We start from the raw sequence: 24,038 nt of genomic DNA, 5'->3' as shown, positions 1-24,038 counted from the left end.
GATAAATAAGATGACAAAAGAGCTGTCTTTCCTATTTCTTATCTTCATCTTTATCACACCCATTCACCATCGTAAAATATTACTTATGAATTCTACCGCTTATCCTTCTAAATATGCTTCTCCGAAGGGAATTTTCACCGTCGGAAAGACCCGATTCAAATGGTATGATCTTGCAGAGGATCCGGCCGCTGTTTCATCTCAGGATATCCATAATGCTAAAATATGTATTGAAAATGCTGTTGAAAATTTTCAGAACAAAGAAGATCTCGGATTTGTCATCATGCACAGATGCGGCGAAAAATATTTACTTTTAGTCTGTACCTGGAGAAGCGAAAACGAACTCTGGGAAAGTGTTTACTATGATGGTTCCGGAACTTTTGAAGTCTGGGACAGAAATACAATTCATCTTCCAACGTACTGCGTATGGGAAATGGGCATTGTCTACCACGAGTCCCAATCCTGGAAAAAATTTCTGGGCACAGACCGTACAGAACGTCATCAGCAAGATTATTTACATGATATTTTCGAAGGCGAAGTTTAAGTTTTTTACCACAAAAGGTGCAAAAGTTTTTTACACTTAAGTTATTTGAAGCTGAAAAGCTTTGCAAATAAGAAGATCACATAAGTTCTTAAAAAAAATCAATGATTTTATTCAGAATAGGATCCGTAGACATCTGTAGTCAAAAGAACTAATAAACATTTCCCTTTTTAAATCATACAACCTATCATATTCAATAGAAACGGGCTTTAGCCCGTTTAACAAAATACATCCAATTCATCCGGCTTTAGCCAAAACCTGGCTTCGTTTATAATTTAATTCGCCCTGTTTTTCTCATCAAACTTCACATTACGATCCGCCCCTTTCACTTTTTTATTTCCAAAGGTATACGTCGCTGATAAAGTAAGCCTTCTGGCATCATAATAATTATTGTAATAGTGGGTCCCTGTTGTATAATAGATTTCTCCACGGCTTCTCCCCTGTTTGAAGATATCTGAAACCAATAGATTCATCTGCAAAGTCTTTTCCATAAGGCTCAGTTTAAGCCCCGCAGTAACAAGTCCTGCGTAATTCATATAGGAATTTCCAGAATTGGAAGGCAGTCTGAACCAGTAATTCAAGATCAGCTGCACCGTTTTACTTTTATTAAGCGAAAGGTTGTTTTGAAAATCAAAATTATAACTGTTTCCTTTTCTGGAAGCTGCATCAGTATCAAAAACTTTCGTTTCCATATAAGACATGTCCGTAGAATAATTGGCTTCCCAGAATTTAAAGAACGTATCAGAATAATTGACCGTGATTCCCATACTGTTCTGGTTGTAATAATTAGCAAATGTGCTGATCCTGTTTTCGCCTTGTAGATTGGCCAGCTGCCCAAATGCCTCTACCGTTCTCTGGAAATACGCAGAGGTGGACAGTTTCCCTTTATAAACGTGTGAAAGTTCAAAATTATGGTTGATAGAAGGCGTCAGCAATGGATTTCCTGTAAAGTAAGAATTCACATTGATATACCATCGGTAGGGATTGATCGCGCGGAATCCCGGCCTGTTGATCCTTTTGGAATAATTTAAATTGAAAGTATTGTTTTCATTGCTTTTATAGCTGATATAAGCTGTAGGAAAGAATTTTCCATAAGAGTTTTCCGTCTGCTGTCCTGAAGTTAAGGAATTACCATTTACCGTGGAATACTCATAGCGCAATCCTGCTTTTGCCGACCATTTTTCATTAAACTCTTTTTCAAAACTGACATACGCGGCATAGTTTTTTTCATTGTACTCAAATACATTGCTTTTTAAAGGATCTGTGATAAAATTTCCGTTCGTTAGATTCTGATAAGAAATATCTGAATTGTTATCAAAATTGGTGAACTTGACTCCGGTTTCCATCTTTGCAAACTGATAAGGCAAGGTAAGATCAGCCTGTCCTGAGTAAATTTTATAATCAACAGTAGAAGGTGTTCTCACCACAAAATCGTCACCAGAACTTTCCGTAGTGGTAAAATCAATCAGACTTTCCGGGATATTGGAAAAATAATTTCCGGTAATGCTCAGTTTATGCCCTTGCTTTCCAAACTTAAGGTCATAATATCCGCTTATCGTCTGCTGACGGCTATTAGCACGATGTTCCGCATAAGTAGACAGCGTATTCGTATACATTCCGTTCTGGAAATATCTCGACGTATTCTGAACATCCATATTGGAATGCCCGAAACCGTAATCGTAAATAAATCCTACATTGGATTGAGCATTAATTTGATAATCAATACTTAAATTGGCACCTAGCCCATTTCCGAAGTCCCGTCTCTCATCCGAACTTTTAAGACCGTCTGCACCTTCAATGGTATAGTTTTCATAGGAACGTTTTTGATAATCATAATGCCTTAATTTTAGTGAAGACCTTAGCTTTTCATTTTGATAATTGACTGTTGCATTGTTTGAAAACCCGGTGTAAGTCTGCTGCTGAAGGCTTGTTGTAAGACTTCCGCTCCAGCCCAGATTCTGATTTTTCTTTAAAACAATATTGATAAGCCCACTGTTTCCCTGCGCTTCATATTTTGCCGGAGGAGTTGTGATCACCTCGATCTTTTCTATATTCTCGGATCTTAAGCTTTTAAGATAAGTCACCAGCTCACTCCCTGAAAGGTTCAGCATTCTGTCATTGATCATCACAGCGACTCCGCTTTTTCCGACGATTGAAATCCCTGCATTGTCATCCACTTTAAGCAAAGGGGTCGTTGATAATGCTTCTGCTCCATCCATTCCCTGTGAAGCCACAGAATTGGATACATTAAAGATCAGACGGTCAGCCTTTCTTTCAATTAATTTTTTCCGTGCGGTAAGTGTGACGCCTTCAATTTGTTTTTCCTGCTTCGTCTCAATGAAAAAATCCTGCTTCGTCTCTCCGTTAACGCTAATCTCTGCCGTGGATACTTCTGCTCCGTCCTGGATCAGTTTGATACTGTAATTTCCGTTATCCGGAAGTTTTAAAGAATAATTTCCCTTTTCATCCGAAATAACTGTTTGTCTGGTTTTGTCCTTTACTGCTACGATTTCTATGTATGAAACTGAATTCCCCGTATGCGTTATTTTTCCTGTGATGCGCTGCGAAAAGGCAAGAACCGGAAGCAGCAGAACCATGGAAATTAATGTTTTCTTCATGTATTTTGTAGTAATAGTTTTTAATAAGACAATTCCTGACTTTCTTTTATTACATTCCGTTCTGCTGTTTTTTCAATATATTCGTGGGTATAAATTGATGATATGAAAAAAAGACTGGCCGTTTTCTCCTTATGCATTGCCCAGATCATATATTCCCAGAATTATTCCCAGTATGTTAACCCTTTTATAGGAACCGGAGGCCACGGTCACACCTTTCCGGGAGCTATTGTTCCCTTCGGAATGGTACAACTTTCACCGGATACCAGGATAGACGGAAGCTGGGACGGATGCAGCGGATATCACTATTCGGATTCTGTGATTTATGGTTTTTCGCATACGCATCTTAACGGAACCGGAGTTTCAGATTACGGAGATATCATGCTGATGCCTACGATGGGAACTACAAGCTTAAACTCCAAAGATTATTCTTCTAAGTTTTCGCATAAAAATGAAAAAGCTTCGGCCGGATTTTATGCTGTTAAACTGGACAAAAATAATATCGATGTCCGTCTGACCACTACCCAAAGAGTCGGCTATCACGAATATACTTTTAACAAGTCAGGAACAGCTAATATCATTCTTGACCTCAACCACAGGGATAAACTCCTGGAAGGTGAAGTCAAAATTATTGATGATAAAACCATCGAAGTGTTCAGGAGAAGTGAAGCGTGGGCTACCAACCAATATATTTACGCCAGGATTGAGTTTTCAAAACCGATGAAAATCTCTAAAAAAGAGGTTAACGGAAAAAACGAAGACAAGCTTTTCACAGGAACCAAGCTGGCTCTGGCTTTTTCATCTGATGTTAAAAAAGGAGAAAAGATCAGTGTAAAAGTCGCAATCTCTCCTACAGGTTATGAGGGAACAGAGAAAAACATGTTAGCAGAAGGAAAATCCAATGATTTTGAAGCGGTAAGAAAACAGGCCGAAACCGATTGGAACAAAGAACTTTCAAAAATTGAAGTTAAATCTGATGATAAGGATAAACTTTCTGTCTTTTACACCGCGTTATACCACGTTTTCACCCAACCGAACATCAGTATGGATGTGGACGGAAGATACAGAGGCCGCGATAATAAGCTTTATACCACAAAAGGGTTTGACTATTATTCCGTATTCTCGCTTTGGGATACTTTCAGGGCTGCCCATCCGCTGATGACTCTGATCGACAGAAAAAGAACAGCAGATTTCATCAATACTTTTATCAAACAGTATGAGCAGGGCGGAAAACTTCCGGTGTGGGAACTTGCTTCCAATGAAACGGAATGTATGATCGGCTACCACTCTGTTTCCGTGATTGCAGATGCGATGGCTAAAGGAATTAAAGGGTTTGATTATGAAAAAGCATTTGAAGCCTCTAAAAACTCTGCCATGCAGGATATTTTCGGTTTAAATGCTTACAAACAGAACCATTATATAAGCATTGACGATGAACATGAAAGTGTTTCCAAAACGGTAGAATATGCCTACGACGACTGGTGTATCGCTCAAATGGCTAAGATTTTAGGCAAAAAAGAAGATTATCAGTATTTCATGAAACGTTCTCAGAACTGGAAAAACCTATATAACCCAAACAGCGGCTTTATGCAGCCGAGAAAGAACGGAAACTGGTATGAACCTTTTGATGCAAGAGAAGTGAACAATAATTATACGGAAGGAAACTCATGGCATTATTCCTATTCTGTCCAGCAGGATATTCCAGGACTGATTGCCGCTCATGGCGGAAAAGAAAAATTTGAACAATTCATTGATGCTATTTTCGCAGCACCGGATAAAACAACGGGCAGAGAGCAGGTAGACATTACGGGTCTGATGGGACAATATGCCCAGGGAAATGAACCGAGTCATCATATCGCTTATCTGTACAATTATGTAGGAAAGCCTGAAAAAACAGATGCCAAGATCAAATATATCCTTGACAACTTCTATAAAAATACACAGGACGGGCTTATCGGAAATGAAGACTGCGGGCAGATGAGCGCATGGTACATTCTGAGCTCGATGGGAATTTATTCCGTGACTCCCGGGCTTCCGGAGTGGCAGACAACGACACCGTATTTTGATGAGGTTAAAATTCATCTGGAAGACGGCACCACAAAAGTTATTACAAAAAACACTAGCAAATCTGATCTTCAAAAATTAGGATTTGAAAATAGCCAACCGGCAAAAGATTTCAAATATACACAGCTGACTGCATCACCAGTGATCGCCTCCGACAGGATCTTCGATTTCTCATCCAAAGTACAGATCACTCCACTGAATCCAGGTGATAAAGTCTATTATATGACCATGAATTCAGATGATGCGAATGTAAGAAAAACCTTTTCAGCGTATAAAGGCCCTTTCACCATCAGTAAAACGACTCAGGTGCATGCCTATTCGGAAAGAAATGGTGAAAAGAGTTCTGTGACGGTCGCTAATTTTAACAGAAGACCAAATTACTGGGATATTATCATCCATTCAAAACCAACGCCGCAATATACTGCTAATGGAAAACTGGCACTTATAGATGGCATCAAGGGTGATGTGAACTGGAGAAAAGGAGAATGGCATGGCTATCAGGGACAGGATTTTGAAGCTGTGATTGATTTAAAATCACCTCAGCAGATCACAAAATTATCTTCTACCTATCTTCAGGACAGCAGAGCGTGGATTTTAATGCCTAAAAAAGTGGAATACTACGCATCGATGAACGGGAAAGACTTTATCCTTCTGAAAAGCATTGACAATACGATTGACGCTAAAGACGAAAAAGTACAGATCAAAGATTTCGGAACAGAAATTCTTCCGACCGAAGCCCGCTACATCAAGGTAAAAGCCTATTATTATGGAAAACTTCCGGAATGGCATCAGGGCGCCGGTGGTGAGGCCTATATTTTTATTGATGAGATTTCTGTGAAATAAAACCTTCTTATAAATGAAAAAACTATTATTACTATTCTTCGTTCTCTCAAGTGTCATAAAAGTATCAGCCTGTAAATGTGTAAGAGATCCTTTACCACAGGAGTATTTAAATGCTAATGTTGTAGGTGTTATCAAAATTATAAAAGTTTATGATGAAAATATTGAACAGAGAACATATAAAGCAGATGTTGAATTTGAAAAATTATACAAGGGAACAGAATTTAAAACATTAACTGTAAGAGGATTAATCGGAAATTCACACTCTGCTGCCTGTGAAATTGATATAGAGCCCAACGAAAGATATTTGATCTTATTAAGTGGGGCCGGTAGCAACAGCTACACCATTTCTTCCTGCACTCCAAAATCTAAATTAAGCGCTAGGTCTTCAAAAGATGAAAATTCTGAGCTTGAAAATTTAAAGAAAACTTTTTCTTATTTAGATAAAAATAGATACAAATTTACAGGTCTTACATTTACCTTTTGTGAAGATGGGACAAGTGACATTGGTCAAACAGATTTATCAAAAATTAAAGATTTTCAGCCGAAACAATCCTTTGCCATTTACAGAGTAAAGATCAATGAATCGTCTAAAATTGATGAAATTGTCACCATTACTGGTTTTGGCAGTCAGGACAAGATAATTGAGGATGTCATAAAAAGAAAAATGATTGTTGACAGACCAATGTTTTCAAATAGCTCGGATAAAAAAGAATTTCTCATCTTACTTTTTTATCATAAGAAAAATTCAAAAGACCAATATAAAAATATCATTTCCAATTACTGGTAAAAAAACATCCCTTCGAGTTTTTCGAAGGGATTGGTTTTTATTAAAGATTTTCAAGAGCTGATGCAGACTTAAATCATCTTTATGATTTATCTTTTAATAAGTTGTAGCAGATTTATTATTCAATTCTTTCTTTAACCTGTACAAATCCAAAACACCAGGAGATATTTTCAGGTCGGGTCTAAAAAAAGTGATTCCTTTTATGAAATGTTTTCTTAATGAATTTCCATTAGTAATTACAGATTCTGCTTCTATGGATAATGCTTTTATGACTACTTTATCTGACTCTTCATCGGATACGTAATAACACAAGTCCATATTGGTATCGGTCTGATCAAGATTGATAAATACGTCATATTTTCCGTTATCCGGATGCGGCATCAGTTGGTTGTATTGTACTGATTTTACTAAACCCTGATTGCTGTAATAATGAATTCCTGCTCTGTCCACCATGGTCCGAATTATTTTCGCACTTGGTTTTTCTTTTACTTTTACGATAAGAAGCCATACAAATAATGCTGTAACGAGTATCGCCAATAGAACCATTAAAATTTTCAGTTCAATATTGATTTTTGAATCTACAGTAAGCCATGCCATCATAATCGTCATCAGGGGTGTCAATACGGCGAATATTGAAAAAACAGTTTTAACAGCCAAAGTCCAGCCTTTAGAAATTTTGGATTCAATAGCCGGAAATTGATCTTTGTCTGATTCCATTTTATGCTGGATTTTAATTCAATTTTTCAGACCATTTCAGCTGCTGTGGCAGTTCCATATCAGAAAATTCTATATGGATTACCCTTCTCCTTCTTCCGTCTGTTGTTCTGTTTGAACCATGAAGTGTTAAAGGCTTCATGATCATAATCCCTCCTTTTTCCACGTTGCAGATTTCTTCAGTTTCCGTGTTCCAATCAATGGTTTCCGGTCTGTAGATTCCTTTGGCATGAGATCCCGGAACTACTTTTAATGCTCCGTTATGTTCATCGGTATCATCCAGATGGATTCTGATGGTACAGATATTTTCAAGGATAGGCAGAGGCGGCTGTACGGCAAACTGATTTTTCTTGGTCGTCCATGGTCCGAATCCCTGCATTTCCAGTTTTTTATCGACTGAGATGGTCAGATCCTGATGATAGGCGACATACCAGTTTGACGTTTCCGGTTTATCAAAATAAATGCTTTTTACCGCAACATATTGTTTTCCGAAAAGCTCTCTGACAATGGTTTTAATAGCATCATTAAACACCAGGTCTTTCACATCCGGAACTTCTTTTAAGAATTGTCTTACCGCAAACAGATCATCAGATTTTCTGAAATTTTCCTTTGAGGTGTCCACATTTTGAATCACCTCAATGATCTTTTCAATTTCCTCATCAGAAAAAACCGAATGAATGACCGTGAAGCCTTTTTCAAGAACATTTTCTTTATGACGCTGCAAAAGCTCCTTTGTCATGACTCTTAAACTTCCTGAGGCGTATTTTCAAGCTGCCCTTCCCATTTGGAAACAGCAGAAGTAGCCAGTGCATTTCCTAATACATTCGTCATACTTCTTCCCATATCACAGAAATGGTCGATTGGCAGGATCAATGCAATACCTTCCGGTGGAATTCCAAACATGGAACAGGTGGCCACGATAATTACCAGTGAAGCTCTCGGAACTCCGGCAATCCCTTTTGAAGTAAGCATTAACACCAAAAGCATGGTGATCTGCTGACCCAATGACATTTCGATACCGTAGATCTGCGCAATAAAGATGGACGCAAACGTCATGTACATCATACTTCCGTCCAGGTTAAACGAATATCCTAATGGTAAGATAAAAGAAACCACTCTGTTATTACAACCGAATTTTTCTAATTCTTCTACCAGTTTAGGGAAAACAGCTTCTGAACTCGTTGTAGAGAAAGCGATCAGTAATGGTGCTTTAATTCTTCTCAGCAATTCGAAAAGACGGTTTCCTAAGATCAGGTAACCGACCAATAGAAGCACAAGCCACAGAACGGCTAAGGCAAAGAAGAAGTCTCTCAGATAAACTGCGTAGACTTCAAATATTTTAAACCCATTCATGGCCACTACAGCGGCAATAGATCCTAAAACTCCAAACGGAGCGAACCACATGATGTAGCCTACCATTTTAAGGATCGCATGGGCGATGATGTCAAATAATTTAACCACCGGCTTTGAATAGTCCTCGCCTAAATTAGCAAGGGCCACTCCAAACATAATGGAAAAAACCACGATCTGAAGTACCTCGTTGGTGGCAAAAGCTTCAAATAAACTCTTAGGGATCATGTGTTTTACAAAGTCTTCCAGAGAAAAACCTTTACTGCTTTTCAGAAGATCTTCTGCAGCAGCGGCATCCTGGATAGGCAGTTTAGTCACATGCCCGGGCTCCAGCCAGTTGACCAGCATCAGTCCTATAAAGAGAGAAACCAGTGAAGCGGAGATAAACCATAACATGGCTTTGGTTCCTACCCTTCCGATCATTTTGATATCGCTCATTTTGGCTATTCCCACAACAAGTGTGGTGAAAACCAGCGGCGCGATGATCATTTGTACCAGCCTGATAAAAACAGTTCCGAGGAGTTTAATATTCTTGGAAAAGGGTTCCGCACTTTCAGGATATTGGGTGTGTATCACCCCTCCAATTCCTACTCCCAGAATAAGCGCAACGATAATGGCTATAAAAAGTTTATTTTGTCCTTTCATATATATAGTTCAATTCCCACAAATATAATAGTTTTTCAATTGGTACAAGATTTTGTATGAATCTGGGTTAAGTTTAGATTAAGATTATAATACATTAAAATTAAATCGCTGATTCCGAAAATATTGCAAAAAATTTAAGAAACATTTATTGAGTTTTTATTCTTTTGGTACAAATTTTATTATTACATTTGATTGTATTAACAACATTAATAAATATACAACTATGAAAAAAACTATCGCAATGGCTGCATTAGCTGTAGCTATATCTTTTGGAGCGGTTTCTTGTAAAAAGAAGATTTCTGATGCCGATCTTCAGACTCAGGCTACAACTGTCGTGACTTCTAATCCCAATGCTTCTGTTGAAGTAAAAGAAGGAGTGGCTCACTTAAGCGGAACTTTCGCTGACCAGCAGTCTAAGGATGCTATGATCACTAAATTAAAAGCTATCAACGGAGTAAAAGAGGTAATGGATATGTCTACTGTAGCAGCACCAGTTGCTGTAGCACCGGTTGAAACTGCTTCTGCTGTAGATCCAGCAGTTCAGAAAAAAGTTCAGGATGCGGTTAAAGATTTCCCTTCTGTAAAAGTTGAGGTTGTGAACGGACAGCTTACGCTTACAGGAAATGTTTCTGGTCTTCAGGCAAGAAAAATCAAAGAATCTGTAGATGCTTTGAAAATCGGAAAGTATAACAATAACCTAGTGGTAAAATAATTTTAAGATGAGTACATTACAAGATAAATATTCAAGTGTAGTTTCAGCAGCTCAGTCTGCAGGAATTTCTAATCTTCAGGTTCAGGAGCAGGACGGTATCCTTTATGTTTCAGGAAGCGCTTCCAACACGGCTGCAAAAGACGCAGTATGGAATGCTCTGGGAACTATCGACTCTACGTATTCAGCTTCAGACATCAACATTGATGTACAGGTTGCAGGATTAACTTCAGGTGCTGCTTTAACGGTAGCTACGGAAGATTCTAACCTAAACATCAGACAGGAGCCTTCTACGGAAGCTGCTGTAGTAGGAAAAGCTGCTAAAGGTTCTTCTGTAACTTTAATCGAGCAGACTTCTGATGACTGGTGGAAAGTAAAGACTGACGATGGTCAGGAAGGCTATGCTTATTCAAGGTATTTAAAAGCATAATTTTTCGGAAATTAATTTTTTGAAAAAAAATCAATACAGACATCCCCAATCGGGGATGTTTTTTTATATTTTTACGCCTTCAAAGAAAGCACTGAATGAAGAAAATCTTATGGCTGCTGGTATTAGCATTCAATAGTATGGTCCTGTACGGGCAAAATTTATCCATTAACGGAAAGGTGTCTGATTCTGATAAAAAACCAGTGGAAAACGCCACCATTTATCTCCTTAAAGAAAAAGATTCATCCATCATCAATTATACCGCGACGAACAAAGAAGGTAAATTTTCTCTGAAAACAGATGCTTTGAATGAGCCTTCCATTTTAAGAATCAACGCTGAAAAGCTTTCGCCCTATTCCAAAAAGTTAGAAAAAATCAGTCAGTCTTTTACTTTGGAAGATATTGAACTTGGAAAAAACAATGTTCAGAATATTGACGAAATCAAGATTACGGTATCTCCCGTCAAAATCAAAAAAGACACGATAGAATTTAATGCTTCCTCAATCAAAGTAAGTCCGGACAGTAAAATTGAAGAGCTTCTGAAAAAGATTCCGGGAGTAGAAATCGACAACGACAAAAAGATAACCGTCAACGGAAAAGAAGTGGATCAGATCATGATCAACGGAAAACCTTTCTTTGATAAAGACGGAAAAATTGCCCTTCAAAACCTTCCGGCTGATATCATTAAAAATATTCAGTTTACCACGACCAAGACGAAAGAAGAAGAATTAAGCGGAAAGAAACCCAAATCTAACAATACGACGATCAATTTTAATATTGATGAGAAAAAAAATAAAGGACTGCTCTCCAGATTGATGCTTGGATACGGCTCAGACAAGCGCTATGAAGGTAGTGCACTGTTAAGTTACTTTAAAAATAATACGAAAATAAGCCTTATCGCTTCATCGAATAATATCAATTCCCAGGGTTTCTCCAACGATGATGTATTTGACAGTATGGGAGAAGGCAGGAATTCATCGGGAATGCAGGGCGGAATGTCTTCATCAGGCAGAGGAAAAGGAATTCAGAAATCTACGACCATCGGAATCAATTACAATGATAAAATCGGGAAAGAGATGGATCTTGATAACTTCAGTCTGAGTCATTCCAATTCTGAGACGGAAACCGCTTCCAAATCATCCAGAACGACCCTTCTTCCGGAATATACCCTTACCACCCATTCTGAGAGCAATGGAGAGAGCGAAACCCGCCAGAACAATGTAGATGCTTCAGCAAAAATTACACTGGATTCTTTGAGCACCATTTATATTTCACCGAGATTTAACAACAGTCAAAGTTCCAGTATCAGCCGTTCAAAATCTTCTACCTTAAGAGATAACGGACTGTTGAACGAAAGTGATTCTTACACAAGTAATGAGTCTGAAAGCAATTCATTTAACCCATATTTTTATTTTACAAAGCAGTTCAGAAAGGAAAGACGTGCCCTGAATGCTAAAATAAACAGTACGATTTCCCAGTCTAACCAGGACAATCTCAACAAATCTCAGACTCAATTTTATCAGGGACCTGAGCAGAATGACAACAGAAACCAGCTGTCAAAAAGCAGGAACCAAAGCAGCATGTATAATTTCAGTGCCGGATATACGGAACCTATTTCGGATTCTGCTTCGGTAAGTTTTGAAATAGCCTACAATTCAAATATTATCAGTAATTCCAGAGATGTGAATGATTTCAATGCGGCCACAGGACAATACTCTGATTACAATTCGCCTTTGTCCAACAGCCTGAGACAGAAGATCAACCAGATTTCTCCTCAACTGTCTTTTGAAGTGAATAAAAAGAAATTCAGCCTGTGGGGAACAATGAATCTTGATATTTCGGATATGAATGTCAATTCTGTGTACAATGGCCAGCAATACGGTCTTCAGAAAAATTTTGCGCTTCCAGCCTATAATTTCAGCTTCAGGTATCAGTTCTCTGAAAATAAAATGCTGAGCCTTTACAATTATGCAGCCTTCACTATTCCCGGCGCAGAACAGCTTACGCCTTATGAGGACACTTCAAATCCTTTGGTGACGTCTACCGGAAATCCCAATTTAAGAAACACATGGAGCAATAACTCTTCCCTGTTTTTCAATAATTACAATCTGGTCAAAAATATGAACTATTACGTAAGTCTTAATTTCACGTACAGAAACAATGATGTGGTCAATTATTCAAGATATGATGATGCGGGAAAGCAGCTTGTAACGTATGACAACATAAGTGGAAATAAGAATATGAGCTTAGGCGCCGGCTTCAACAAAACGTTTAAATGGAAAGACAATAAACTGACGATAAGTCCGAGATTCAATTTGCAATATAGTTATAATAAAGGTTTTATTAACGGTCAGTTTTTCACGAATGCCTCTTACAACCTCACTCCCGGTTTGAATGTGATGTATGAACTTAAGGACAAATTCAGCATAAAACCTTCTTATCGACTTGGCTATAATTTTTCAAAATACACCAATTACAGCATAGATAATGTGCACACAGCCAATCAGACCTTAAAACTGGAACTCACCAATTATGTGTTTAAAAGCAGACTGATATTCGGAAATGATTTTGAATACAATACAAATTCCAATATTGCGCCCGGTTTCAAAAAGGATTTCTATTTCTGGAATACAAGTTTGGGTTATTCATTCTACAAAAAGCAGTTTACGGCCAAGATAAAAATTTATGATGTTTTAAACCAAAACCAAAGCGTCAGAAGAACCATCTCCAATTCGTATATTGAAGACCGTGAAGATCTTATCCTGAGACGCTACATTATGTTCTCACTTAGCATGAAGCTGAATAAATTTGCAGGAAAAAAAATGCAGTAAGGAAACTTGTTTAATGAAGTCATTTAAGCTTTTTTGGATCAATTTTAAAACTTGGGGAGTACAATTAAAAAGTCAACTTGTTTAAAATTTTTAGTTGGATAAGCGCAAAGGAACGCAATTTTTTTTTCTAATTCGAATGCTTTAAGGCGCAAGGATTTTATCTCCGATAAAATGGTAATCCGTTCAATAAACAACAATGAACTTGCCGAAAATCTTAGATTTTCTTGCGCCTTAAAATATCCTCATTTTTGATCAAGCTTTGCGTTCCTTTTGCGTTTTCCAACTATGAAAGGATATAATAAATGTCTGGCTGAATAGCTTCAGGACCTTATAAGGGAGATTTAAAACTCTTATCATCAAACACATCAATGCACATCATCTTATTTTCCTATTTCATTCTTAAGGAAAATAAAAGAGTGAACAACCTCAATAAAAAGTTTAAAATGAGTTCAATCTATAAAATCGGCAAGTGTAAAAATCTCCTGCGGATCACACAGATTGAGCAGATGAAAAATAGAGCTGCTTTTTTGAATTCTTCTGTACTTTCCAATGAAAGATTGAGCATAGGTAGTATATCGGAGCTATTTTATTTCTAAATTAGCTGTAAATTTTATTTATGAAGATCCATATTTCAATTTTATTCATTTTCTTTTTAATCCTTGGAAGGGCGCAGAGTACCGAGCAGAAGGATACGTTCGTAAAAGATAATTTCACCAAAAAGGAATTCTATATTCCGATGCGTGACGGCGTAAAGCTTTTTACAGCGATCTACGTACCGAAAGATATTTCAAACAAAAACAAATATCCTTTCCTGATGCAGAGAACCTGCTACAGCATTGCTCCTTACGGTGAAACCGAATACAGAACGAAACTGGGACCTAACAAGTTCCTGATGAAGGATAAATATATTTTTGTATTCCAGGATGTACGCGGAAGATATATGAGTGAAGGAACTTTCACCAATATGACGCCTCAGGTGGACCGCAAAACTAAAAAAGATGTAGACGAAAGTACAGATACTTATGACACGATAGAATGGCTGTTGAAAAACGTTAAGGACAACAATGGTAAAGCCGGACAGTACGGAACTTCCTACCCAGGATTCTATACTGCTGTAGGGATACTGGCACAGCACCCTGCTTTGGTAGCTTCCTCTCCACAGGCTCCTATTTCAGATTTCTGGAATGATGACTTTCTTCACAACGGAAGATTTATGCTGGGATATTTCAGAACCTTCCCTGTTTTTGGAATTCAGAAGACAAAGCCGGAAAACAAAGCCTGGTATATGGATACTTTCGTAAAACAGACTTCAGAAGACGGTCTTAAGTTTTACAGAGATATGGGAACATTAAAGGATGGCTATGAAAAATATTACAAGGATAATTTCTTCATGACCGAGATTATGAATCACCCTAATTATGATGAATACTGGCAGAAAAGAAACCTACTTCCCCATTTAAAAAATGTAAACCACGCGGTAATGACCGTTGGAGGATGGTTTGATGCAGAAGATCTTTCAGGACCACTGAATATTTACAAAACCATAGAAAAGACAAGCCCTAAAGCTAAAAACACAATCGTCATGGGACCTTTCTCTCATGGGGCTTGGGCACAGGAACAAGGGAAACATTTCCATAACCAGATCTATTTCGGGGACAGCATTGCCACGTATTACCAGAAGAATATTGAAACTAAATTTTTCAATCATTATTTAAAAGGAAATACGAAAGAAGATGCCGGACTTCCGGAAGCGCTGATGTATGATACAGGATCCAAAGAATGGAGAGAATTTGCTTCTTATCCTCCAAAGAATGCTCAGAAGGTTAATTTCTATTTAACAGACGGAACTTTGAAGAATGCAGCAGGACAAGGTTTTTCAGAATACTACAGTGACCCGAACAATCCGGTTGTAAGCTCTGACAATTTGAAAGACTTCAATGGATTTACACCTAAAAACTATATGTCGGAAGACCAGAGATTTGCTGTAGGAAGACCAGATGTTTTGACGTTTACTACAGATATTTTAACGGAAGATATGAGTTTCGCGGGAGAAATCATGGCTAAACTGAATATTGCAGCCAGCTCTACCGATGCTGATTTTGCCGTAAAACTGATTGATGTGTATCCTGAAGATTTCAAACCTCAGGAAAAGAAAGACGGTGTCATCTATCCTAATTATCACCAAATGGTAAGAAGTGAAATCATGCCGGCGAGATTCAGAAATTCAAGAGAAAAAGGGGAAGCATTGGTTCCTAACCAAAAAACAGCCGTGAATTTCAGACTTCAGGATGTGATGCATACCTTCAAAAAAGGACACAGAATCCAGATTCAGATCAGCAGTACATGGTGGCCGCTTTTTGCGATCAATCCTCAGAAATTTATGGAAAATCCAAACTTTGCGACAAAGGCAGATTATACAAAAGCTTTTATAAAAGTGTATAATGACAGCTCTATTGAAGCTGAAGTGTTGAAATAAAAAATAATGATGGTGGCCTCGGAAATCTCAGTCACTACTGACAGTATAAATATCAGTTTATAAAATGTAAAATCCGGTCGCTTCGAGAAATCAGTGACCGGATTTTTTTATAGGCGCTGGTGGCTTCGAGTCCCTCAGCCACCAGTTGTACTATTTCCCTTGGTAAAAACGGCGATAATACCATTCTTACCATAAAAAAGGTGGCTGAGGCTCCCGAAGCCACCTTTTTTTACTCTTCAATCGTTCTGAAAGTAAGATTCACCCGTGGTGTTTTCACTTTTGTGGTGGGTGGAAGCCTGTGCAGCCAATTTTCCTGTGTGGTTCCCTTCATGATCAGTAAACTTCCGTCCTCAAGGAATATTTCCACTTTTTCTTTGGTGGCTTTATGTTTAAATAAAAACTTTCTTTCTGCTCCGAAGGTCAGGGAAGCAATCGCTCCGTGTTTTTTAAGATCCTTTTCGCCGTCACTGTGATAGGCCATTCCTTCGCTTCCGTCATGGTATAAATTCAGAAGACAGGAATTGTATGTTTCTCCGGAAACTTCCTCGCATTTCTTCTTGAGTTCGAGTAATTCCAGAGTCCAGAACTTGGCATATTTTGTCCGTTTTGAATAGGTATATTCAAAGGCTTTTTCTCCAAACCAGGCTACTTTTCTTTTTGTTAAGATTAATTTTCCAAAAATCACCGCCTCATCATTTTCCCACGGAATTTGATGGAGCAGATAATCATAAAAGAAATCGGATCTTTCTTTGTCAAAGACTTTTCCGTAATAGTGGACCGTTCCGTCATTCGGAAGAATATTCAAGGGATATTCTGATATTTCTTCAAACAGGCTGTTCATGATTTTGAATTTGTAGAAAGTATAATGTATTGATGACTTTTTAAGTATTTTTTTAACCACAAAAGTCGCAAAAGTTTTTAACACTTAAGTTTTTTAAGTTATTATTAAAACGTCGAATAAAGTACACTTAAGTTTTTGAAAAATCGGAGATTTTTATTGGGCAATACTATTTCTCAATAGATGTATTTTGAGTATTCACATCAATAGGAACGGGCTTTAGCCCGTTTGCTTATAAATAAAAACATTCAATCGGCTTTAGCCAAAACTTAAACCTAATAATTAAAGTACAATAGAATTTTCAGAGTACATATGAGAGCTCTCCCAGCCTACCATCATCTGTTTTCTTTCGCTTCCCCACTTATAACCTCCGATATTCCCCGTCGATTGAATCACACGGTGACATGGAATAAGAAATGCCACAGGATTACTGCCAATGGCGGTTCCTACTGCTCTTGAGGCATTCGGGTTTCCAATTTTTCCGGCCAGGCTGCCGTAAGTAGACAGTTTTCCCATTGGGATAGAAAGTAGGCTTTCCCAGACTTTAAGCTGGAAATCTGTGCCTTTTAAATGTAATTTTATCGTGTTGAGTTTTGTCCAGTCTTTATCAAATATGGACAGTGCGTTTTTCTGAAGAGCATCCTGTTTTTCAAAAAAAGAAGCATTGGGAAATGTATGTTTCAGATTTCCCAATGCTGTTTCTTTATCGTCTTCAAAAGCCATGTAGCAGATTCCTTTTTCAGTGGATGCTGCCATAACATATCCAAAAGGACTTTTGGAAAAACTGTAATTGATGCTAAGGCTTTTTCCGCCGTTTTTATATTCCGCCGGAGACATTCCTTCTATGTTCACAAAGAGGTCATGAAGCCTGCTTGTACTGGAAAGTCCCGTCTCATAGGCGGTATCAAATAAAGTCGCTTTTTCTTCCTTCAGTAAATTTTTAGCATGTTCAAGACTGATGAACTGCAAAAATTTCTTCGGACTTGTTCCTGCCCAATCCGTAAATATTTTCTGAAAATGAGCCGGACTCAAGTGAATATTCTCTGCCACTTCTTCCAAACTTGGCTGAAGCCTGAAATTGCTCTGGATATATGCTATCGCTTTAGCAATTCTGTTATAATCTATCTGACTTTGTGCGGACATAATATAAGTGTTTTACCTCACAAATTTCCAAAGAATATAGGGCAGAAAAAATCTGATTCTTGCGGAATTTTAGTTGTTGTTATAAATATGGTTGTAAGCAAGCATTTTGTAATATAACTTGGCTGCTAAGAAAGCAGTAGGCTTAGCCATCGGAGAATCCATTAATTCTACAATATCAAATGCCACTACGTTACATTTTTCAAATACTTTTTTCAGTAATTCCAATGTAGGATACCACTGAAGTCCACCTGGCTCCGGAGTTCCTGTAGAAGGGGCAATAGACGGGTCAAAAGCATCAAGGTCAATGGTGATATACACATTTCCTGAAACTTTTTCAAGAACATCGTTGATCCAGTTGTCATTGACAGCAATTTCATGAGCAAAAAACACTCTTCCTTCCGGTAAATATTCAACTTCTTCAGCATCCATAGAACGGATTCCCACCTGAACTAAGTTATGCTTCTGATTCGCTTCAAAAACCGCACATGCGTGATTAGAAGTAGAACCATGGAATTCAGGACGTAAATCTGTATGAGCATCCAACTGAAGAACAGTAAGGTTTTCAAACTTCTCTCCTACCGCACGGATAGAACCGATAGACACAGAGTGCTCACCTCCGAAAAGGGTAAATACTTTTCCGTCGTTGTTCAAAAGCTCTTTGGTTTTTTGGTAAACCGCTTCTGTCATGGCTTCAGGACTTGAATTTTCAGAAATCTCTCCTGCCAGATATACCCCGTCAAGGAAAGGCTCAGTTCCAGTTTCAATATCATAAAGCTCCATGTTTTCGGAAGCATCAAGAAATAATTCCGGGCCTTTATCAGCTCCTTTTCCCCATGTTGAAGTTCCATCGTAAGGAACGGTTACCAGCATTACTTTAGAATTTTCTAACGTTGCATTTTCTTCAGGAATTCCTGCGTATGTTCTCATGTTTTATTTAAAAATTTAAATGATTTAAAGATTGAAATATTCGGGGCAAAGATACGAAGAGTTTATGAGTTTGCGAGTACTTGGGTTTAAGTGTCGGAGAGTTTGAGGATACATGAGTTTGGAGCTGGTTGTCAGTTGCTGGTTGCTTGTTCGTAAGGATTAAGTTAATAGGATTACGGTCTGAAGTCTTGACTCTCAAATCTACCATTCACTTGCGAAGCAAATTCACCATTGAGATTTTATAAACCTTAACCAAAAAAGTCTCATGTCTTGTGTCTGATATCTGACGTCTAAAATCTTGACTCTTGTTTCTCCTCCCCTTTTCCCTTTCAAACCAATTCCCTACTTTTGTAAAAAACAAAATATGTCCTTAAAAGCTGTTCTTTTCGATATGGACGGGGTTATTGTAGATACGGAACCACTTCACAGAAAAGCTTACTTCACCACATTTGACGAACTTGGAATTACTGTTTCCGAAGAATTATATACCTCATTCACCGGAGCTTCTACGAAAAGAGTATTTGAAACACTCATCGGGAAATACGGTCTGTCTCATACCTATGAAGACCTTTCTGTCATCAAAAGAGCGCATTTCAAAGATTATTTCGATAATGATGAAGAGTTTGACCTGATTCCGGGAGTAAAGGAACTCATTAAGCATTACCATGAGAACGGCATTAAGCTTATCCTGGCTTCTTCAGCAACGATGGTCACCATCAATATGGTTTTTGAAAAGTTCGGGCTTGAGCAGTATTTTAGCGGGAAAATAAGTGGTGCGGATTTGAAGGAGTCCAAACCTCACCCTGAGGTATTTCTCTTGGCTGCAGAAATGGCAGAAGAGCCTGTCGCCAACTGCATGGTGATTGAAGATTCCACCAACGGAATCCTCGCTGCAAACAGAGCTGAGATTTTCTGTGCCGCCTACAGAAGTCCGCATTCAAAAAATCAGGATTATACTTTAGCTGATATCGTGGTTTCAGATTATGAAGAACTGGAACTGGATAAGCTTTCAAAATATTTTTAAATGAAAAAAGCTCTCAAAATTTGAGAGCTTTTATTTTTATATCTTATCATTCTGAAGATGAGATTGCTTCGTCACTTCGTTCCTCGCAATGACTGTCCTTTTATTTGTAACCTAAGATTTTCAAAATATCTTCCGGTTCCTGTTTCTCACGGAAAACTTCATACTGAAGTTCGCCATTTTCATCTTTCTGGATCAGGACGTGTCTCGGCTGAGGCATCAGACAGTGGTGAACACCGCCATATCCTCCGATCGTTTCCTGATACGCTCCGGTATGGAAAAATCCGATGTACAGAGGTTTTGTATCGCTGAAAACCGGCAGGTAGATGGCATTGGTATGCTGCTCGGAGTTATAATAATCATCCGAATCACAAGTCAATCCACCCAGGAATACTCTTTCATAGGTATCCTCCCATCTGTTCAGCGGAAGCATGATAAAGTGTCTGGAGATCGCCCATGTATCAGGAAGTGTAGTCATGAATGAAGAATCAATCATATTCCACTTCTCTCTGTCGTTCTGACGTTTTTGAGAGATGATTTTATAAAGGTTTGCGCCACTTTCACCAACCGTAAAACTTCCGAATTCCGTATAGATATTAGGCTCTTCCACTCCTTCCTCTTCACAGAATTTTTTGATCTGAGAAACGATTTCCTCTACCATATACTGATAGTCGTATTCAAAGTTTAAAGAAGTTTTGATCGGGAAACCTCCACCGATGTTCAGTGAATCCACTTCCGGAGCAATTTTCTTCAAACGTGCGTATACACGAAGACATTTGTACAATTCGTTCCAGTAATAAGCCGTGTCTTTGATCCCGGTATTAATGAAGAAGTGAAGCATTTTCAGTCTTGCATTCGGATGCTCGGCGATTTTCTGGCTGTAGTAAGGAATGATATCTCTATATCCGATCCCTAACCTTGAGGTATAGAATTCGAATTTAGGTTCTTCCTCTGAAGCAATTCTGATCCCGATGTCGAACGTGGTATCAATACTTTCTGTAAGCTTATCCAGCTCACGGTAATTATCCAGGATCGGAGTAATATTTTCAAAACCACTGTTGATCATCTCGGAAATTTTCGCCAGATAATCATCGGTCTTGAATCCATTACAGATGACCTCGATATTTTTATCTACTTTACCTTTCCCATAAAGAGATTTTACAATATCCATGTCGTACGCTGAAGAAGTTTCGATAGAAATATCATTCTTAAGAGCTTCTTCAAGCACAAAATTGAAATGACTGGATTTTGTACAGTAGCAGTAGGTATAATTCTTTTTATATTCGGCTTTCTCAAAAGCTTCCCTAAACCAGCTCTTGGCCTTTTGGATATTTTGAGAAATTCTTGGCAGGTAGCTAATTTTTAGCGGGGTGCCAAATTTTTCAACGACTTCCATTAAAGGAACATCGTGAAATAACAAATTGTTCTCAGAAACATTAAATTCCTCTGTAGGAAAGTACAATGTCTGATCAATAAGTTCCGAGTACTTTATTTTCATTTCTTGACAAGTGAATTACGAAATGCAAAATTGCTAAAAAAGTTTGATTTTTAAGCGTTAAATTTATTATAAATTTCAAAATGACCCCGTTTGAAAACGCCTTCAGATTATTAATTCGTGAACTTCCTGATATATTCTTCCCGCTTATTTTCCGAAATACCCAGAACCTGTTGAATATAAGCATCAATTGAACCGTATTTCTTATTGATTTCATCAAACGCCGCATCGAGGTAAGCGGTTTCTACCCAACTTAGTTTTTCCAGAACCTTCACATCCATTTTAGGATACAGAAAATGCAGATTATCAGCGAGATTCAATCTTTTCAGAACTAATTTTCTGCGATAATTATTGGACAGGATATAATCGTTATAAATCGTTTCTTTATCAAATTTTAAAATCGCCAAAATTAAAGCTGTTGTAATTCCTGTTCTGTCCTTTCCAGCAGTACAGTGATAGAGAACCGGCTGGTCTGATTCCAGAATATCAGTAATGATTTTTTTAATGACTTCAGGATTTTCCGTTACATATTCGCGGTAGAAATCAATCATCCTTTTATCTGCATCGGAACCGTTTACTTTTCCTTTTAAAACAAGCTTTTTTGCCTGTGTCAGCTGATCTCCCTCATCTTCAAAAGCAGAATATTTTTTATAAACCATATCAGTCGGAAGGTGATCCGGCTTGTCTGCAATTTCCTTGGAATTTCTCAGATCAATGACCTCTTTTATTCCCAGATTTTCCAATTCTCTGAACGACTTTTTCTTCAGTTTATGAAGATGTCCGCTTCTGTAGAATTTTCCTTCCTTTAAAGTTCTTCCTTCAGAATTTTTAATATTTCCTACCGTCCTGAAATTATATACTTTTTTGATGTCAGTCCTTTTTCCGGTTTCATTTTTACCATATTGCGGCTGCGTAAAATCCTGTGTTTTGCAGGAAAAAACACAAAATAAAGCGATAAGCAGAACTGATATGGGTATAAATTGTCTCAATATATTTCTGGATATTCTATTTCATTAATACCAACAAAAAACAACAGATCTCCGGATTCATACTGAATGGAAACCTCATCTTCAACCGCAAAGTTTCTGGTCCCGATTCTCGAAGTGATACTTAAACTTCCGTGAGTCAATGGCCAGTTCAATCCGGTTGTCGTTATATTTTCAACGGAAGGAAAAGGATACAATGAAATCATTTTATTTTTAATCCCTTTCAGCTTAAAACTTTTTGGGACAAAATAATATTCAGAAAATTCATCATAAAATTTCAGATTCATTTTATCTTTAAAAGCATAAGCTACTGTCAGGTTTCCTAAAAAATGATCCTGTTCTCCGCCACTTCCTCCAAAAACATCAATTTCTGTAAATCCTCTTTCCAGAATAATTTCCAAAGCTTTATGAAAATCTGTTTTGTCCTGATCCAGCGTTAAAATAAATTTATCCTGATAAACACTTTCATCCGACCCTGAATGAGAATCAAAATCGCCAGAAATAAAATCCAGCTTAGCTAAAGGAAAACCCAGTTGCTTCAAATAATGAAAAGCGCCGTCTGTACAGGCTATCAAGCCGTATTGATCAGGATCTGGAAAAGTTTTTGGATGATCTCCGTTAATGAAAAGTAATGCTTTATCTTTCATTCGGATTCCAGTATTCTTCCGGTTCGCTATTGATTTTTGAAATGTATCTTGCCAAAACAAAAAGATAATCTGAAAGTCTGTTCAGGTATTTGATCAGTTCAGGACGCACTTCTTCAGATTCATTTAAGAATACCAGAGAACGTTCTGCTCTTCTGCAGATGGTTCTTGCCGCATGTAAAAATGTCGCCGATTTTCCGCCGCCGGGAAGAATAAAATACTGAAGCGGTTCCAGTTTATCTTCAAAAGCATCCATCCAGTTTTCCAGTTCTTCGATTTCCGTATCTGAAATAATCAATGGCAGACGTGATTTTCCGTTAGCTAACATTAATTTATCCACTGGTGTAGCCGCTTCTGAACCTACTGTAAACAGATCAAACTGAATTTTTTTCAACTGCTTCAAAACCTCTTCATCCTCAATATGACTTTTAGAAATACCAATGAATGAATTGAGCTCGTCTATATTTCCGTAGCTGTCGACTCTTGCACTGGCTTTGGAAACTCTTGTACCGCCGTATAAAGCGGTCTGTCCTTTATCTCCTGTTTTCGTATAAATTTTCATAGTACTAAAATACTTTATTTTGTACAATGTGAAAAGTAAAATGTGGGAATGATTTGTAGTTTTATCTCTGTAGAGTCTGATTTAATGAGAGAATCCTTCGACTACGCTCAGGATGACATTTCTGATACCATCTGCTTTATCATTCCGGGCGTAAGCTAAAGATTTAGACACATGGTTCATGAAGAATATTGCTAATTTCATTTAACCACAGATTGCACGGATTTGCACAGATGTTTATGGATATTATTTAGTCAAAAATATTTGATTTTTAAGAACTTATGTGATCTTCTTATTTACAATACATTTCAGCTTAAGGTTACTTAAGTGTTAAAAACTTTTGCGCCTTTTGTGGTTGATATTTTTACGACAGGTTTTTAAAGATGAGAATTTGGATGTGAGAATGTAGGTTTTGGCTAAAGCCGAATG

At 37.8% G+C, this 24,038-nt stretch carries 19 protein-coding genes; 8 read left to right on the top strand and 11 right to left on the bottom strand.

The window, feature by feature from the left end; all coding sequences use genetic code 11:
• The first annotated feature begins 85 nt into the window (after positions 1 to 85).
• Positions 86 to 541, top strand: a complete 456-nt coding sequence (locus BUA72_RS03910) for a hypothetical protein (RefSeq protein ID WP_072921867.1) — start codon at positions 86 to 88, stop codon at positions 539 to 541.
• A gap of 272 nt (positions 542 to 813) precedes the next feature.
• Here the strand turns inward: BUA72_RS03910 and BUA72_RS03905 are convergent, their stop codons facing one another.
• A complete protein-coding gene (locus tag BUA72_RS03905) occupies positions 814 to 3,156 on the bottom strand; it encodes a TonB-dependent receptor family protein (protein ID WP_072921866.1) in 2,343 nt (780 codons plus the stop codon).
• 102 nt (positions 3,157 to 3,258) lie between these two features.
• On the opposite strand from BUA72_RS03905, the gene BUA72_RS03900 reads away from it, so the two are divergent.
• Complete coding sequence (locus tag BUA72_RS03900; RefSeq protein ID WP_072921865.1) at positions 3,259 to 6,060, top strand: GH92 family glycosyl hydrolase; 2,802 nt, start codon at positions 3,259 to 3,261, stop codon at positions 6,058 to 6,060.
• A 13-nt stretch (positions 6,061 to 6,073) separates the two neighbouring features.
• Entirely contained in the window at positions 6,074 to 6,847 is a 774-nt protein-coding gene (locus BUA72_RS03895) for a hypothetical protein (protein ID WP_072921864.1), read from the top strand.
• A 93-nt stretch (positions 6,848 to 6,940) separates the two neighbouring features.
• On the opposite strand, the gene BUA72_RS03890 is transcribed toward BUA72_RS03895, so the two are convergent.
• From BUA72_RS03890 to BUA72_RS03880, 3 genes are read right to left on the bottom strand one after another with little or no spacing between them, the layout of a single operon-like run.
• A complete protein-coding gene (locus BUA72_RS03890; RefSeq protein WP_072921863.1) occupies positions 6,941 to 7,561 on the bottom strand; it encodes a hypothetical protein in 621 nt (206 codons plus the stop codon).
• Positions 7,562 to 7,574: 13 nt separating this feature from the next.
• A complete protein-coding gene (locus tag BUA72_RS03885; protein WP_072921862.1) occupies positions 7,575 to 8,297 on the bottom strand; it encodes a phytanoyl-CoA dioxygenase family protein in 723 nt (240 codons plus the stop codon).
• A gap of 5 nt (positions 8,298 to 8,302) precedes the next feature.
• Entirely contained in the window at positions 8,303 to 9,553 is a 1,251-nt protein-coding gene (locus tag BUA72_RS03880; RefSeq protein ID WP_072921861.1) for a dicarboxylate/amino acid:cation symporter, read from the bottom strand.
• Positions 9,554 to 9,776: 223 nt separating this feature from the next.
• Here BUA72_RS03880 and BUA72_RS03875 point away from each other — a divergent pair, with 223 nt between their 5' ends.
• The 4 genes from BUA72_RS03875 (at position 9,777) to BUA72_RS03855 (ending at position 15,996) form a co-directional block, all read left to right on the top strand.
• Positions 9,777 to 10,265 (top strand): BON domain-containing protein, encoded by a 489-nt coding sequence (locus BUA72_RS03875; protein WP_047449664.1) that lies wholly within the window; start codon positions 9,777 to 9,779, stop codon positions 10,263 to 10,265.
• A gap of 7 nt (positions 10,266 to 10,272) precedes the next feature.
• Complete coding sequence (locus BUA72_RS03870) at positions 10,273 to 10,692, top strand: SH3 domain-containing protein (RefSeq protein WP_047449667.1); 420 nt, start codon at positions 10,273 to 10,275, stop codon at positions 10,690 to 10,692.
• A gap of 95 nt (positions 10,693 to 10,787) precedes the next feature.
• Positions 10,788 to 13,520: a TonB-dependent receptor gene (locus tag BUA72_RS03865; protein ID WP_072921860.1), complete on the top strand. Its 2,733-nt coding sequence runs from the start codon at positions 10,788 to 10,790 to the stop codon at positions 13,518 to 13,520.
• Between the two features lie 616 nt (positions 13,521 to 14,136).
• Positions 14,137 to 15,996 (top strand): CocE/NonD family hydrolase, encoded by a 1,860-nt coding sequence (locus BUA72_RS03855; RefSeq protein ID WP_072921858.1) that lies wholly within the window; start codon positions 14,137 to 14,139, stop codon positions 15,994 to 15,996.
• A gap of 229 nt (positions 15,997 to 16,225) precedes the next feature.
• Here BUA72_RS03855 and BUA72_RS03850 read toward each other — a convergent pair whose 3' ends face one another.
• The 3 genes from BUA72_RS03850 to speB all read right to left on the bottom strand — a co-directional run bounded on the left by BUA72_RS03850 (position 16,226) and on the right by speB (position 18,904).
• On the bottom strand, positions 16,226 to 16,837 hold the full coding sequence (locus BUA72_RS03850; RefSeq protein WP_072922482.1) for an alpha-ketoglutarate-dependent dioxygenase AlkB family protein: 612 nt from the start codon (positions 16,835 to 16,837) through the stop codon (positions 16,226 to 16,228).
• Between the two features lie 279 nt (positions 16,838 to 17,116).
• Positions 17,117 to 17,977, bottom strand: a complete 861-nt coding sequence (locus BUA72_RS03845) for a bifunctional helix-turn-helix domain-containing protein/methylated-DNA--[protein]-cysteine S-methyltransferase (protein ID WP_072921857.1) — start codon at positions 17,975 to 17,977, stop codon at positions 17,117 to 17,119.
• Between the two features lie 69 nt (positions 17,978 to 18,046).
• Entirely contained in the window at positions 18,047 to 18,904 is an 858-nt protein-coding gene (gene speB, locus BUA72_RS03840; protein ID WP_072921856.1) for an agmatinase, read from the bottom strand.
• A 364-nt stretch (positions 18,905 to 19,268) separates the two neighbouring features.
• Here speB and BUA72_RS03835 point away from each other — a divergent pair, with 364 nt between their 5' ends.
• On the top strand, positions 19,269 to 19,928 hold the full coding sequence (locus BUA72_RS03835) for an HAD family hydrolase (protein ID WP_072921855.1): 660 nt from the start codon (positions 19,269 to 19,271) through the stop codon (positions 19,926 to 19,928).
• Between the two features lie 100 nt (positions 19,929 to 20,028).
• Here the strand turns inward: BUA72_RS03835 and BUA72_RS03830 are convergent, their stop codons facing one another.
• The 4 genes from BUA72_RS03830 to BUA72_RS03815 all read right to left on the bottom strand — a co-directional run bounded on the left by BUA72_RS03830 (position 20,029) and on the right by BUA72_RS03815 (position 23,612).
• Positions 20,029 to 21,423, bottom strand: coding sequence for a type III PLP-dependent enzyme domain-containing protein (locus BUA72_RS03830; RefSeq protein ID WP_034731926.1), 1,395 nt, complete (start codon positions 21,421 to 21,423; stop codon positions 20,029 to 20,031).
• Positions 21,424 to 21,533: 110 nt separating this feature from the next.
• Positions 21,534 to 22,409: a tyrosine-protein phosphatase gene (locus tag BUA72_RS03825; RefSeq protein WP_072921854.1), complete on the bottom strand. Its 876-nt coding sequence runs from the start codon at positions 22,407 to 22,409 to the stop codon at positions 21,534 to 21,536.
• On the bottom strand, positions 22,406 to 23,053 hold the full coding sequence (locus BUA72_RS03820; RefSeq protein ID WP_072921853.1) for a thiamine diphosphokinase: 648 nt from the start codon (positions 23,051 to 23,053) through the stop codon (positions 22,406 to 22,408). The genes BUA72_RS03825 and BUA72_RS03820 overlap by 4 nt, the downstream gene beginning before the upstream one ends.
• Positions 23,043 to 23,612 carry a cob(I)yrinic acid a,c-diamide adenosyltransferase gene (locus BUA72_RS03815; RefSeq protein ID WP_047449693.1) on the bottom strand — a complete coding sequence of 190 codons (570 nt, stop codon included), beginning with the start codon at positions 23,610 to 23,612 and terminating at the stop codon, positions 23,043 to 23,045. Before BUA72_RS03815 ends, BUA72_RS03820 begins: the two co-directional genes overlap by 11 nt.
• Positions 23,613 to 24,038 lie beyond the last annotated feature (426 nt).

Source organism: Chryseobacterium sp. OV279, from assembly GCF_900128945.1.
Taxonomy (GTDB): Bacteria; Bacteroidota; Bacteroidia; order Flavobacteriales; family Weeksellaceae; genus Chryseobacterium.
This window is presented reverse-complemented; position numbering and strand designations above follow the sequence as displayed.

Excerpts from the sequence above, each read along its gene's own strand:
- BUA72_RS03895 (WP_072921864.1), top strand. The coding sequence starts at position 6,074 with ATGAAAAAACTATTATTACTATTCTTCGTTCTCTCAAGTGTCATAAAA.
- BUA72_RS03820 (WP_072921853.1), bottom strand. The coding sequence starts at position 23,053 with ATGAAAGATAAAGCATTACTTTTCATTAACGGAGATCATCCAAAAACT.
- speB (WP_072921856.1), bottom strand. The coding sequence starts at position 18,904 with ATGAGAACATACGCAGGAATTCCTGAAGAAAATGCAACGTTAGAAAAT.
- BUA72_RS03830 (WP_034731926.1), bottom strand. The coding sequence starts at position 21,423 with ATGAAAATAAAGTACTCGGAACTTATTGATCAGACATTGTACTTTCCT.
- BUA72_RS03905 (WP_072921866.1), bottom strand. The coding sequence starts at position 3,156 with ATGAAGAAAACATTAATTTCCATGGTTCTGCTGCTTCCGGTTCTTGCC.
- BUA72_RS03910 (WP_072921867.1), top strand. The coding sequence starts at position 86 with ATGAATTCTACCGCTTATCCTTCTAAATATGCTTCTCCGAAGGGAATT.
- BUA72_RS03865 (WP_072921860.1), top strand. The coding sequence starts at position 10,788 with ATGAAGAAAATCTTATGGCTGCTGGTATTAGCATTCAATAGTATGGTC.
- BUA72_RS03890 (WP_072921863.1), bottom strand. The coding sequence starts at position 7,561 with ATGGAATCAGACAAAGATCAATTTCCGGCTATTGAATCCAAAATTTCT.
- BUA72_RS03855 (WP_072921858.1), top strand. The coding sequence starts at position 14,137 with ATGAAGATCCATATTTCAATTTTATTCATTTTCTTTTTAATCCTTGGA.
- BUA72_RS03835 (WP_072921855.1), top strand. The coding sequence starts at position 19,269 with ATGTCCTTAAAAGCTGTTCTTTTCGATATGGACGGGGTTATTGTAGAT.
- BUA72_RS03850 (WP_072922482.1), bottom strand. The coding sequence starts at position 16,837 with ATGAACAGCCTGTTTGAAGAAATATCAGAATATCCCTTGAATATTCTT.
- BUA72_RS03845 (WP_072921857.1), bottom strand. The coding sequence starts at position 17,977 with ATGTCCGCACAAAGTCAGATAGATTATAACAGAATTGCTAAAGCGATA.
- BUA72_RS03900 (WP_072921865.1), top strand. The coding sequence starts at position 3,259 with ATGAAAAAAAGACTGGCCGTTTTCTCCTTATGCATTGCCCAGATCATA.
- BUA72_RS03870 (WP_047449667.1), top strand. The coding sequence starts at position 10,273 with ATGAGTACATTACAAGATAAATATTCAAGTGTAGTTTCAGCAGCTCAG.
- BUA72_RS03885 (WP_072921862.1), bottom strand. The coding sequence starts at position 8,297 with ATGACAAAGGAGCTTTTGCAGCGTCATAAAGAAAATGTTCTTGAAAAA.
- BUA72_RS03875 (WP_047449664.1), top strand. The coding sequence starts at position 9,777 with ATGAAAAAAACTATCGCAATGGCTGCATTAGCTGTAGCTATATCTTTT.
- BUA72_RS03880 (WP_072921861.1), bottom strand. The coding sequence starts at position 9,553 with ATGAAAGGACAAAATAAACTTTTTATAGCCATTATCGTTGCGCTTATT.
- BUA72_RS03815 (WP_047449693.1), bottom strand. The coding sequence starts at position 23,612 with ATGAAAATTTATACGAAAACAGGAGATAAAGGACAGACCGCTTTATAC.